We start from the raw sequence: 12,940 nt of genomic DNA, 5'->3' as shown, positions 1-12,940 counted from the left end.
ATCCTTCTTGTCATGTAGATTCTCCAGTTTCATAAACACCTTATCTCGGTGTCCACGAAACCGGCAGCAGGCCAGTCCAAAGTCCACCTGTGCATGGCCCGGTGCATGAGACAACGGGACGAACACTTCCCGTGTCCGGCGTCTCTTCTCCCGCACGTAATCCGTGACGATGGAGATCCCGCCGGTGAAGCCATGTTCATCGCGCAGGCGCTCATGGATGCGTTTGGCGGTATGGCGCTGCTTCTTGATCCGGCTCATGTCGTCCCGGAGGATCTGATCGATGATCGCAACGAATGGGTCGAGCTTCGGACGGACCGGCGCGCACTCCCGCCGGTATCCCGGCGGCACCGAGTGCTTCAGGATCTTTGATACGGTCTTGCGGTCGATCCCGAAATGCCGAGCTGCGCCGCGCTCACTCATTCCATCGACATGACACGCACGCCGCACCCGGCTGTATAGCTCCACAGAATACATCTCCCCGCCCTCAGCTCGTTCGCCTCAGGCGTCAGAATGGCGGTATATTACTCCGCGACGGTCAGATCATCTGACCGATTCCGTGGACCAGTTTGTCTCCGGGATTCACAGTCCCCGCTTGGGGCTAGATTTTCCGCCCTTTGATCACACAAACGGGCTGGATGCGTCCGGCAATTTCATCAGCGCCGCTGGGACGTTGTTCCCAATGGCGCTGTGCGGTCTTTCCTCGTTGTAGTCTCTACGCCAAGCCTCCAACTTTTCGGCCGTATCTTGAAGGCCCATGAACCAATGTGTGTTCAGGCATTCGGAGCGAAGTTTGCTGTTTAATGCTTCGATGTAGGCGTTGTCCGTCGGCTTTCCCGGCCGCGCGGGGATGAACCGAAAGACCCCCGCCTGCGGACACTGATTTTTGCTTCGGGTCATGTCACCAATGCCCTTGTAGGGGTCATGCGTGGAGCTTCTGATAGAGTTGTGAGAATCGGAGGAGAGCCTCTGAATAAACGGCCTGAAGACTTGCATCGGGCACGTAGGTTTCAAGCGTATTCACCATGTGTGCGACTCCATCGTCGATAGACTTGAAGAGGTCTGCGCCGACTGCCGCCAGGATCGCGGCCCCCAAAAGGCCTGCTTCGTCTTCTTTCAGGCGCCGGACCGGGCGGCCATAGATGTCTGCCTGGATCTGCGACCACAGGGGCGATTGGGCGCCACCGCCCGTCAAGCGGATTTCTGTCAAGTCGCGGCCGGTTTTCTCGAACTCTCTCAGGATCAAGGCGTTCTGGAAGGCCACGCCCTCCATGACCGCGCGGGCCAAAGCGCCCAGATCATGGCCCTGGGTGAGCCCGTGAAAAGTGCCCGTGGCCGCGCCATTCCATTGCGGCGCACCGGCGCCAGCCAGATAGGGGAGAAACAGCAGACCCTCCGCGCCCGGGCGGACCTTTGCGGCCATTTCATTGAACAGACTGTATTCGACCTCGGCGCCTTGTGTGGCGCCCTGGGCCATGTTGCGCAGCCATTTCAGGGCGGCGCCGGCGGTGCTTTGCAGGCCCTCGCAAATGTACTTGCCCGGGTAGCAGTGCATCTCGGCCGGGATGGCGCCGTTGGGATCAAAGGGCGGGGTGTCGAACGAGCAGATCACGACACCCGCAGTGCCCAGCGTCACCGACCCCAATCCGGGACTGATGACACCGGCACCGATGCCGGCACATTGCTGATCACCGCCACCGGCCACCAGCAATGTGCCGGCAGAGAGCCCGGTGCGCCGGCTGATGTCCGGGGCCAGCGTGCCGGCAACCGTTCCCGAGTCGATCAGATCCGGCAGCTTGGTTCTGTCCACCCCGGTCCGGGCGATGAAATCGTCATTCCATTCCCCTTCGGCCACCGAGACAAGCCCGTGCAGCGATGCGTTCGATCGGTCTTCGACGAAGTTTTCGGCGCCAAATCTCTTCATCAGGAAGCCGTGCGGGTTCATGAACTTGTGGGTCCGCGCATAGACCTCGGGCTCTTCATCCCGGATCCACATGATCGACGGCAAAGTCCAGACATTGGCAATCGGCAGGCCTGTAGTCTGGTAGAAGTCCTTGTCGCCGATGGCCTCCCGGATTGCAGCGCATTGCGCGTCCGAGCGATTGTCCTGCCACGAAATCGCGGCACGCAATGGCCTGCAGTCTTCGTCAACCGGGATCACGGTGCAGCGTTGGGTTGAAAACGACAGCGCCTTGATCGCCGACAGGTCCACGCCGCTTTCCCGCACGGCGATGGCCAGAACCTCGACGCAGGCTTCAAAGAGCTGTTCGGCGTCCTGTTCGACACGGTTGGGGGCGGGAAAGGCGCAGGGATACTCCTTGTAGGCCGTCCCGTGCCAATTGCCCTCGGTGTCAAAGATGACCGCCTTTGCACCGGTGGTTCCACAGTCGATCGCCGCGACATAGTCGGCCATGTTGTCCTCCCTCAAGTCCAGTGTGAGAGGGCGCAAGATGCGCCCCCTCGATTGTCAGGTTACTTCACGCGGCCTTCTGCCCAGGCCTGAAGAAGCTGCGCGTAGGGAACAGTTTCGCCCTGCGGCTTTTCATTCTCGAGCGGGGCCTTGGGCGACCCGGGCTGGCTGAGCCAGTACTCTGCATCACGTTCTTCGTTCAGCTTGGGTGCGCAGCGGTCCATGCCGGCGCGTTCCAGGCGCTGCAACACCCGGTCCATCTGGCTGGCCAGACGATCCATGGCCTGCTGCGCGGTCATCTCGCCGGTGACAGCGGCGGCAACGTTTTCCCACCACAGCTGCGCCAGCTTGGGATAGTCCGGCACATTGGTGCCGGTCGGTGTCCAGGCAACACGCGCAGGCGACCGGTAGAACTCGACCAGGCCACCCAGTTTCGGTGCCCATTCGGTCATCACGTCACTGTTGATGTCGCTTTCGCGGATCGGCGTGAAGCCATGCAGGGTCCGTTCCAGCGACACTGTTTTCGCGGTCACGAACTGCGAATACAGCCATGCCGCGGCCTTGCCCTGATCCGAAGCCGTGTTCATGATCGTGAAGGCGGCCACGTCCTGATAACCCAGCTTCATGCCTTCGTCCCAGTATGCACCGGCCGGTGACGGCGCCATACGCCATTTCGGCAGACCGGCTTCGTCGGCAACCGGAACGCCGGGCTGGGCCGCACTTTCGGCAAACACAGTGTACCAGAAGATCTGCTGCGCGATCTGGCCCTGGTTCGGCACGGTGCCGGCTTCATAGAAATTCATCGCCTGGGCTTCGGGCGGCGCGTAATCCGCCATCCAGTCGATGTATTTCTGCAGGCCGTAGACCGCTGCCGGACCGTTAGTGGCCCCGCCACGGCTGACGCTGGCGCCAACCGGGTGGCAGCCATCCACGCGGATGCCCCATTCGTCGACCGGCACCCCGTTGGGGAGACCCACGTCACCGGCCCCCGCCATGGACAGCCAGGCATCCGTGAACCGCCAGCCAAGCGAGGAGTCCTTCTTGCCATAGTCCATGTGGCCGTAGACCTTGACGCCGTCGATTTCCTTGACCTGATTGGTAAAGAAGTCGGCGATGTCCTCATAAGCGGACCAGTTCACCGGGACGCCCAGGTCGTAGCCGTAGAGGTCGTTGAACTGTGCCCGCAGGTCTTCGCGCTCGAACCAGTCGGCGCGGAACCAGTAAAGGTTGGCGAACTGTTGCGCGGGCAGCTGATAGATGTCGCCATCCACGTCCTTGACGAAGTCGATGCCGATGAAGTCCTCCAGGTCGAGCATCGGATTGGTATAGGCCGCGCCCGCACCCGCCATGTAGTCCGACAGGTTCAGAACCGCCGAGTTGCGGAAGTGCGTACCGATCAGGTCGCTGTCGTTGATATAGGCGTCATAGATATTTTCGCCCGATTGCATCTGGGTCTGGATGCGCTCGACCACCCCGGCTTCGTCCACCACTTCGTGGGTGACGTCAATCCCGGTGATCTCGGCAAAGGCCTTGGCCAGCACTTCGGCGTCGTACTTGTGCACCGGGATGCCGTCCGACAGCACGTTGATCGAGACGCCCTGCAGGTCGGCGGCCGCATCGACGAACCACTGCATTTCGGCCAGCTGGTCCGCCTGGCTCAGCGTCGAGTCGTCGAATTCCTCCATCACCCAGCGATTGGCGGCATCCATGTCGGCAAGCGCCGTGTGGGCACATATCGTGACGCCCATTGCGCCGGTCATCAGCAGTCTTGTCTTGATCCTCATTGGTGGGTCCTCCCCTTTGGGTTGCAGTTCTTGTCGTTATCCCCGCGCCATGATGAGCGCCGAGACCACCAGCCCGAGCCCAAGCGCGAGCCATTGGCTTTGGTCGGTGAAAGCGATCCACAGGATGTTGATCCAGCCGGTGGTCAGAAGCGCGATGAACAGGCGTTCTCCGCGCGTCGTGGTGATATGAAGGAACCCTTGTCGCGCCACCGTGGGGCGCAGTTGTTCCAGCACGCTCATGACCACCAGAAGGGCTGCGATCACGGTGAAGAAGATTGCCGTCGGCGGGGTCCATGCCATCCAGTCAAGCATTGTAAGTTCTCCTTCTCAGACCCGGCCCATGGCGAAGCCGCGGGCGATGTGGTTGCGGACAAACCAGATGACCAGGATGCCGGGCACGAGTGTCAGAACCCCGGCAGCGGCGATCAGGCCCCATTCGATCCCGGCGCCCGAATAGACACGGGTCATCACGGCAACGATGGGTTTGGCATCGGATGTGGTCAGGGTGCGGGCCAGGATCAGCTCGACCCAGCTGAACATGAAGCAGAAGAAGGCGGTGACCCCGATCCCCGAACGAATGAGCGGCACAAGGATGGTCGTGAAGAAGCGCGGGAACGAATAGCCGTCGATATAGGCGGTTTCGTCGATGCTTTTGGGCACGCCCTTCAGGAACCCTTCCAGGATCCAGACCGCCAGCGGCACGTTGAAGACGCAATGGGCGATGGCCACCGCAATATGGGTGTCGATCAGACCGAAGGCCGAATAGAACTGGAAATACGGCAGCACGAAGACGGCGGGCGGCGTCATCCGGTTGGTGAGCAGCCAGAAGAACAGATGCTTGTCGCCCAGGAACCGGTAGCGGCTGAAGGCATAGGCAGCGGGCAGTGCGACCGCCAGCGAGATGATCGTGTTCAGCGTGACGTAGAGGGCCGAATTGATATAGCTCGACCACCAGCTGTGCGTGGTGAAGATCGTCTTGTAGTTGGCCAGCGTGAATTCCTGCGGCCACAAGGTGAACTTGGTGACGATCTCGGTGTCGGTCTTGAAGGACATGACAACCAGCCAGTAGATCGGCGCCAGCAGGAAGACGAAGAACAGCGTCAGGATTGCCATCTTCACCAGCGGTTTGCGGTTGGCCCGGGCGCGCAACATGGCGCTCCCTTCCTGTTTCAAGGCGATGGAGTCTGGGGGTGTTGCATCGGCTTTGGGATTGACAGTCACATCGGCCATTATTCGCCCTCCTGTGCGCGGGTGATGGAGCGGAAGAAGACGAAGCAGAGCGTCACGATGATCATGAAGTAGATGATCGAGAAGCTGGCCGCCGGGCCGAGGTCAAACTGGCCGATGGCCTTCTTCACAAGGGTCTGGCTGAGGAAGCTGGTCGAGCTGCCGGGACCACCGCCGGTGAGGACGACAAGCTCGGAATAGATCATCAGACTGTCCATCAGGCGCAGCATGATGCCGATGGTCAGCACGCCGGCCAGTTTGGGTAGTTCGACGAAGCGAAAGACCTGCCAGCGAGAGGCACCGTCGATCTGTGCGGCCCGGTAGAAGGCCGGATCGATGGCGCGCAGTCCGGAATAGGCCAGCAGCACGATCAAAGAGGTCCAGTGCCAGACATCCATCACGACGATGGTGAACCAGGCGTCCAGGACATCGCGTGAATAGTTGAAGTCGATGCCCAGTGCCGCAATCGCCGCCCCGCCCAAGCCGATGTCGGCACGGGCAAAGATCTGCCACATCACGCCAACCACGTTCCACGGCATCAGCAGGGGCAGGCCAAGGATGATCAGGCAGAAGGCGACCGATTTGCCCTTCTGGGGCAGGGTCAAGGCAATCAGGATACCCAGGGGCACCTGAATCAGCAGGACCAGCGACGAAAATGTGACCTGGCGGCGCAAGGCATTGCGCAGTTCGACATCGCCAAGCAGCTCCTTGTACCATTCGAGGCCGACAAAATAGCGGTTGTCGGGACCAAAGATGTCCTGCACCGAATAATTCACCATGGTCATCATCGGGATGATCGCGTTGAAGGCGACAATCACCAGGACGGGCAGGACGAGGAACCAGGCGCGGTTGTTGATCTCGCTCATGTCAAATCTCCGAAGGTGTTTCTGGGAAGATCAACGACGCGTTGACCGGCGAACACGCGCATTGCCTGCGGATCGGGGTTCAGATGCACGTTTTCACCGGCCCGGGCCCGCACGTGGTCTTCGACCCGCGCCAGCATCTGGGCCCCGCCGACATCGACGGCGATAATCTGTTCGTCGCCATGGTTCTCGACCCGCGTGACTGTACCCGGAATGGTTCGCCCCGGACGCGCTTCGGACAGGGACAGGAAGTCCGGGCGGATGCCAAAGGACAGGGGTTTGGATGTCCCGGCGAGGGTTTGCACCGCGCCGTTCAACGCGAACCGGGCGTTGCCGACCACAAGATCGCTGCCGTCAAGCGCGCAATCGACGAAATTCATCCCCGGCGTGCCGATGAAATAGCCCACAAACTTGTGTGCCGGGTTTTCGAACAGCTCTTCGGGTGATCCGACCTGCACCACCTCGCCGTCATCCATGACGACGACACGGTCGGCCAGCGTCATGGCCTCGTGCTGGTCATGGGTGACGTAGATCAGCTTGACGCCCAGATGCAGTTGAACCGACTTCAGCGTGCGTCTGAGCGCCATTTTCTCGGCCGGATCGATGACCGTCAAAGGCTCGTCCAGCAAGATCGCGGCCACATCCTCGCGGACCAGCCCGCGCCCCAGGGAGATCCGCTGTTTCTGTTCGGCGGACAGCCCGCGCGCCTTGCGTCCAAGCAATGCGGTGAGCCCGAGTTCCTCGGCAATGAAACCGACCCGGTCCTTGATCTGCGCGGCGGGAACCTTGCGGGTCTTGAGCGGAAAGGCGAGGTTTTCGCCCACCGTCATGGTTTCGTAGATCACCGGAAACTGGAACACCTGCGCGATATTTCGGTCGCGCGCGTCAAGTCGCGTCACGTCGCGCCCGTCAAACAGGACTTGTCCTTCCGAGGCCGTGAGGAGCCCCGACAGGATGTTCAGCATCGTCGTCTTGCCAGACCCCGAGGGACCGAGCAAAGCGTAGGCCAATCCCTCTTCCCAGGTCAGATCGACGCTTTTCAGCGCGTAATCATCCTCTGTCTTTGGGTTCGGATAGTAGCTGTGACGAAGGTTTTTCATCTGGATTTCAGTCATTTGAGGCCTCCTTTCCGGGGCAGGCCACAAGCGTGCCGTTGCGATCGAAAACCAGCATGTGGGCCGTATCGAAATTCACCTGAACGGCGTCGCCAAGGCGGTGCTCGTGCACGCCCTTTTCCTTGATGGCGAGCATGGCATCGCCGGCCCGCGCGTAGATGAACGAGTTCGATCCAGAAACCTCGACGAAATCGACAACCGTGTGAACGCCGGGGCGCGAGCGGTCGGTCGACAGCTGGTGCGGGTAGATGCCCAGCTGATAGTCACCTTCGGCCAGATCTGCGGTATGCGCCGGTTCGGCGCCGATCGGCTCGCCATGAACCAGCCATTGCCGGGTACCATTTACGGACATGCGGGCCGGGATGATCGACATCGGCGGATCGCTGACCTGGCGTGCGGCGGTCACGCTTTCGGGACGGGCGTAGACTTCGACCGCCGGTCCATGCTGGATGACGCGCCCTTCGCTCAGAACAAGCGCGTCTCCGTTCAGGATCAGGGCTTCCTGCGGTTCGGAACTGGAATAGACCGCGATGGTGTCGCTGTCGGCAAAGATGCGCCGGAACTCGCCGCGCAGGTGTTCGCGCAGCTTGTAATCAAGATTGACCAGCGGTTCGTCCAGAAGCACCAGCGCACGTTTGCGCGCAATGGTGCGGGCGATGGCGACGCGCTGCTGCTGGCCGCCCGAAAGCTCCAGCGGGAACCGCTCAAGAAGCTCGGTGATGCCGACGATCTCGGCCACCTCTCCCACACGTTTGCGGATCGCGTCTGCGCTCTCCTTCGCATTGCGCAGCGGCGCGGCGATGTTTTCAAACACCGTCTTGCCCGGATAGTTGACGAATTCCTGGTAGACCATGCCGACCGACCGCTTGCGCACGTTCAGGCCGGTCACATCCCGGCCGTCGACGACCAGACGACCGCTTGTGGGGGTGGCCAGCCCGGCCAGAACCCGCAGCAGCGAGGTCTTGCCCGCCCGCGTGGCCCCGATCACGGTTGTGAAACTGCCGGGCTCAAGGGTCAGGTCGAACGGATAGAGCCAGTCTTCTCCGTCGACGGTCAGGGATATCTGGTCAGCAACAACACTCACGACACGGACTCCTTTTTCTGCGCCGGGCCCGACCGGGCCTGTGCGATGTAATCGGCCAATGCCGGGAAGCTTTCGGTCGGAAGGCGCAGGCCACATTTGGTGCGTCGCCACAGCACATCCTCGGCGCTGGCGACCCATTCGGCGCGGATCAGGTAATCCACCTCGGCGCGATACAGGTCGCCCCCGAAACAGGGGCCGAGATCTTGCAGGCTGCGCAAACCTGCGAGCAGATCGTGCACGCAAGACCCGTAAGTCCGGGCAAGACGCTGGCGCAGGTCGTCGGGCAGCCACGGGTATGGGCCGCGCAGCGTTTCGGCAAAGGCAACCGGCCCTGCCGACCCGATGTCGGCGCCGGGCAGGATGCTTTCGCCGGTCTTGCCAGGCCCGACATCGGACGGCAGAAACGGCTTGAGATCGCGCACCACATGGTCGGCCAACCTGCGGTAGGTGGTCAGCTTGCCACCAAGGACCGTCAGGAAAGGCGCGCCCTTGCCATCCGCGCCGCGATCCAGCTTGAAGGAGTAGTCCCGCGTGACTGTGGTCGGATTGCTGTCGCGCGATTTGCCTTCTTCGAACAGCGGCCGGACACCGGCATAGGTCCAGGCGATGTCGTCTACTGTCGACTGGCGTGCGAAGAACTTGTTGGCGACACCAAGCAAGTAGTCGCGTTCGTCCACGGTGATCCCTACCCGACGCGGATCGTCGTCATGGTCGTGATCGGTGGTGCCGACCAGCGTGTAGTCGGTTTCGTAGGGCATCGTGACCACAATGCGCCCGTCCCCCACCTGAAGCATCGTCGCGTTGTCGCCGTCGTACAGGCGCGGCAGGATGATGTGGCTGCCGCGCACAAGCTTGGCGCTGTAGTCGGTGCTGACGCCGGGCACCGATCTTGCAATGGGGACCGCCCAGGGACCAGCGGCGTTGACGATGATGTCGGCGTGCAGGGTAAACGCAGTGCCGGACTCCTCGTCACGCGCGGTGACGCGCCACCCATTGTTGGTCCGCTCGGCGGTCTCGAAGGCCGTGCGGGCAAGGATGTCCGCGCCCTCGGCTGCGGCGCCTTGCAGATTGGCAACCACCAGACGCGCATCATCGACCCAGCAGTCGGAGTAGATGAAGGCCTTGTCATAACCTTCGGCAAAGCCCATGCGCCCGGGTTGTTCCGACAGGCGCACGGTCTCGGTGCCCTTCAGCGTCGCGCGCGGGGCAAGATGGTCGTAGAGAAACAGACCGATGCGGACAAGCCAGGAGGGTTTTGTGCCGGGGACCACCGGCATCACGAACCTCAGGGGCCACGCGATATGGGCGGCCTTCTTCATCAGGCGCTCGCGTTCGGACAGCGATTCACGCACCAGACGGAAGTCGTAATATTCGAGGTAGCGCAGGCCACCATGGATCAGCTTCGACGACCGCGACGAGGTGCCGGAGGCGAAATCGACGCTCTCCAGCAACGCCACCTTCAGACCGCGCCCGGCTGCGTCGACGGCGATTCCGGCACCATTGATGCCGCCGCCGATGACCAGCAGGTCATAGCTGTCCTGAATGCCTCTGTGATGAGACACGGCTCTCCTCCCTTGATAAATGCGGTTGGTGCGCGCCCTCCTCGGCGCACACCGGCCTTGTCCTTACGGACGGCGAAGGCCCAGTTTTCCCGGATTGAGGACGTTGTTGGGGTCCAGCGCATCCTTGACCCGCTGCATGACGCCAACGCCGACACCCAGCGACCGTTCGACATAGGGTGTCCGTGCCAGACCGGCGCCGTGGTGATGCGAAATCGACGCGCCGGTCTCCAGCGAAGCCTCCATCGCGACCTGCCAGATCCTCTTGATCCGCTCTTCCGCGGCGGGGCCATCTTCGGCTTCGCCCAGAAGGATCACGTACAGCGACACACCGGTGGTGTAGACATGGCTGAAATGACCCAGCACCTCGTCGGCCATCGGGGCCAGGCGTTCGGTCATCACCTCGTAGGTATCCATGATCCGTTCCCAGTTGTTCGAGATCTCGATGGTCTCGGCAACGCCTTCGGGGCGCATCACGTAGCCCTCGATAGTCGAGAAGTCATAGCGCCGCTTGATCCAGCCTTCGGTTCCCTCGGGCCCGATCGGCGCGCCACCCAGACCGGCGCAGACCGTCAGGATCGCGTCCATCTCGGCCCGGGCGGGGCCTTCCATGCCTTCGCTGCCGACAAACATCACCGGGCAGGGGAAGGCCTTGTCCTGCATCGCGTGGCGCGCCTCGGCGGTGTCGTAGAAGCGCAGCAGGGCCGGGCGCAGATTGGCCGCCATGATCGCGCGCATCGCGTCCTTGCCGGCGGCGACCGACGGGAACTTGATCGTCTCGTGGAACCGGGCCTCGGGCAAAGGGAAGATCTTCAGCGCAACCTCGGTGATGATCCCCATCGTGCCTTCGGACCCGATCATCAGATGGCGCAGGTCCGGCCCAACGGCCATGCGTGGCAGGTCCACTGTTTCGAAGACGGTGCCATCGGCCAGAACTGCAGTGAAGGAATAGGCCAGGTCCTCGATCCCGCCATAGCGGCTCGACAGTTGCCCGGTGGCGCGGGTGGCAAACCAACCGCCCACGGTGGACCGATACAGCGATTGCGGCGAATGGTTGAGCGTGTAGCCCATTTCGCGCAGGTGATCTTCCAGATCGCCGCCCATGACACCGGCCTCGGTGCGGACGATCAGGTTCTGCTCGTCGACCTTGATGATCTTGTTCATCCGGCTGAGATCGATCGTGACACCGCCGTATTCAGTAAGCGGCTGACCGGTCACCGAAGATCCAAGGCCCCAGGGCGTGACCGGCACGCGCTTTTCGTTGGCCCAGGACAGGATGCGGGCGACTTCCTCCACGTTGGCGGGATAGACAACCGCATCCGGGCGACAGGGCATCTTGCCGTTCAGGCGCCATTTCGCGGCCACAGGCCACCAGTCATAGGCGTGGTCGGCAATACCGGCATCGGTTGCGTCAATTTGATCCGGCTTGCCCACAAGGGCTTTCAGCTCGGACATAAGGTCAAGGGCTGCGTTGTCCATGATATTCACCAAGGGCTCCTCCAAGTCGTGGTTTCGCTAACAATGGCGGCACAAGAGATATCTGGAAAATCGATATTTAACCTTGTATGTATAGAGAATATTTATATGTTGGTCACATGAGCCATGCCGAACTGAAAGCATTCGACGCCGTCGCGCGGCACCAGAGCTTCGTACGGGCTGCCGAAGAACTGGGGCGCACCCAGCCGACCCTGACCATGCAGGTTTCGCAGCTTGAAAAATCCTACAGCGCCGAGTTGATCATCAGAAGCCGAGGTAAAATCAAGGGTTTGACTCCTTTGGGCGCAAGGCTGCTTGAAATGACCCGCCCCTTGTTCACGCTGGAACGGGATGCCTACGACCTGTTGAAGGATTCAGGCGATCTGTCCACCGGAGAGGTCCGCCTCATCGCCACATCGCCGGTAATGAACATCCGGTTGTCGCAGACATTCAACGCGCGCTACCCCAACATCACATGCCATCTGAAATTCGGAAATTCCGAGGAGGTTCTGAAGTCCGTTCTGGAATGTGAGTCCGATCTGGGCATTCTGGGGGGGGCGGCGAACCACGAGGATTGTCTGGCTGTTCCGATCGCAAAACCGGAAATTGTCCTGGTCGGACACAAGGATTACCTGAAAGGCAAACCGCTGGAACTCTCGCGCCAGGAGTTCGCCAGGGAAACACTGTTGATCCGCGAGCCGGGATCAGAAACCCGCGAGTTGCTGTTGGAAAAGGCCCATCAGCATGGCTTCCTTCCCAAACGCATGGTCGAGATTGGCCGCAGAAGCGGAGCGATTGCCGCTGCGATGGCCGGTATGGGGCTGGCCGCCGTGTCAGTACATGAGTTGGAGCCCAATGATCAGTTGGAAATCGTGCGGCTGAAAGGCATTCGAGTGTTCGGCGTGAACCATGCGATCTGCCTGAAGAGCCGGTCCAAATCAAAGATGCTGCAAGAGCTTTTGAAGTGCTTTGACATTGATGATCAGTCTCACCGAAGTGGTCTAGCTTGAATATTGTGAACTGATGCGGTGGATGCCCCCACCCAGCGGCATCTCGTATCCATGATGGTTCCATGGGAACCAAGTGGAAGGCACACCAGTGACGACTACGATCAACATGCTGGCGATCGATTTGGCGAAGGGCAGCTTTCAGGTTTGCGCGGTCGGAGCGGATGGGGCGGTTTTATACAATCGGGTTTTGTCACGGACACGTCTGACGACGCTTCTGGCCGGGCACCCGGCTTGCGTGGTCGCGATGGACGCCTGCGCCACGTCACATCACTGGGGCCGCGTGGCGCAGGAGCACGGCCATGAGGTTCGGCTCGTCCCGGCAGCCTGCGTAAAACCGGTCGTGAAGCGTCAGAAGAACGACCGCGCGGATGCTGAAGCCATCGCGGAGGCAGCCATGCGCCCGACGATGCGGTTC

At 61.4% G+C, this 12,940-nt stretch carries 11 protein-coding genes and 2 pseudogenes; 2 read left to right on the top strand and 11 right to left on the bottom strand.

All coding sequences use genetic code 11. The features are described 5' to 3' along the window. The 11 genes and pseudogenes from AB0T83_RS19325 to AB0T83_RS19275 all read right to left on the bottom strand — a co-directional run. Window positions 1–420, bottom strand: a pseudogene (locus tag AB0T83_RS19325) (IS21 family transposase); the annotation flags it as partial. Between the two features lie 198 nt (window positions 421–618). Continuing rightward, window positions 619–843: pseudogene (locus tag AB0T83_RS19320) on the bottom strand (integrase core domain-containing protein); the annotation flags it as partial. Window positions 844–919: 76 nt separating this feature from the next. After that, window positions 920–2,410: an FGGY-family carbohydrate kinase gene (locus tag AB0T83_RS19315; RefSeq protein ID WP_366194847.1), complete on the bottom strand. Its 1,491-nt coding sequence runs from the start codon at window positions 2,408–2,410 to the stop codon at window positions 920–922. Between the two features lie 59 nt (window positions 2,411–2,469). Further along, window positions 2,470–4,191 (bottom strand): ABC transporter substrate-binding protein, encoded by a 1,722-nt coding sequence (locus AB0T83_RS19310; protein ID WP_366194846.1) that lies wholly within the window; start codon window positions 4,189–4,191, stop codon window positions 2,470–2,472. 36 nt (window positions 4,192–4,227) lie between these two features. Next, window positions 4,228–4,503, bottom strand: coding sequence for a DUF2160 domain-containing protein (locus tag AB0T83_RS19305; RefSeq protein ID WP_366194845.1), 276 nt, complete (start codon window positions 4,501–4,503; stop codon window positions 4,228–4,230). 15 nt (window positions 4,504–4,518) lie between these two features. Next, complete coding sequence (locus AB0T83_RS19300; RefSeq protein WP_435891198.1) at window positions 4,519–5,304, bottom strand: carbohydrate ABC transporter permease; 786 nt, start codon at window positions 5,302–5,304, stop codon at window positions 4,519–4,521. A gap of 116 nt (window positions 5,305–5,420) precedes the next feature. Beyond that, entirely contained in the window at window positions 5,421–6,284 is an 864-nt protein-coding gene (locus tag AB0T83_RS19295) for a carbohydrate ABC transporter permease (RefSeq protein ID WP_366194844.1), read from the bottom strand. Continuing rightward, a complete protein-coding gene (locus tag AB0T83_RS19290) occupies window positions 6,281–7,381 on the bottom strand; it encodes an ABC transporter ATP-binding protein (RefSeq protein WP_366194843.1) in 1,101 nt (366 codons plus the stop codon). Before AB0T83_RS19290 ends, AB0T83_RS19295 begins: the two co-directional genes overlap by 4 nt. 7 nt (window positions 7,382–7,388) lie before the next feature. Beyond that, window positions 7,389–8,480, bottom strand: a complete 1,092-nt coding sequence (locus AB0T83_RS19285; protein WP_366194842.1) for an ABC transporter ATP-binding protein — start codon at window positions 8,478–8,480, stop codon at window positions 7,389–7,391. Continuing rightward, entirely contained in the window at window positions 8,477–10,042 is a 1,566-nt protein-coding gene (gene glpD / locus AB0T83_RS19280) for a glycerol-3-phosphate dehydrogenase (protein WP_366194841.1), read from the bottom strand. The genes AB0T83_RS19285 and glpD overlap by 4 nt, the downstream gene beginning before the upstream one ends. Window positions 10,043–10,105: 63 nt before the next feature. Further along, window positions 10,106–11,518: an FAD-binding oxidoreductase gene (locus tag AB0T83_RS19275; protein WP_366194848.1), complete on the bottom strand. Its 1,413-nt coding sequence runs from the start codon at window positions 11,516–11,518 to the stop codon at window positions 10,106–10,108. 116 nt (window positions 11,519–11,634) lie between these two features. Here AB0T83_RS19275 and AB0T83_RS19270 point away from each other — a divergent pair, with 116 nt between their 5' ends. After that, the gene (locus AB0T83_RS19270) at window positions 11,635–12,525 is read left to right on the top strand and encodes a LysR substrate-binding domain-containing protein (protein ID WP_366194840.1); all 891 of its coding nucleotides are present in this window, start codon (window positions 11,635–11,637) and stop codon (window positions 12,523–12,525) included. Between the two features lie 88 nt (window positions 12,526–12,613). After that, window positions 12,614–12,940 (top strand): IS110 family transposase (locus AB0T83_RS19265; RefSeq protein WP_366194839.1); only part of this gene is annotated, 327 nt, incomplete at its 3' end.

The organism is Meridianimarinicoccus marinus (assembly GCF_040689105.1).
GTDB classification, from domain to species: Bacteria; Pseudomonadota; Alphaproteobacteria; order Rhodobacterales; family Rhodobacteraceae; genus Meridianimarinicoccus; species Meridianimarinicoccus marinus.
Note: the sequence above shows the minus strand (reverse complement) of the source record. Positions and strands in the feature narration are given on the sequence as shown.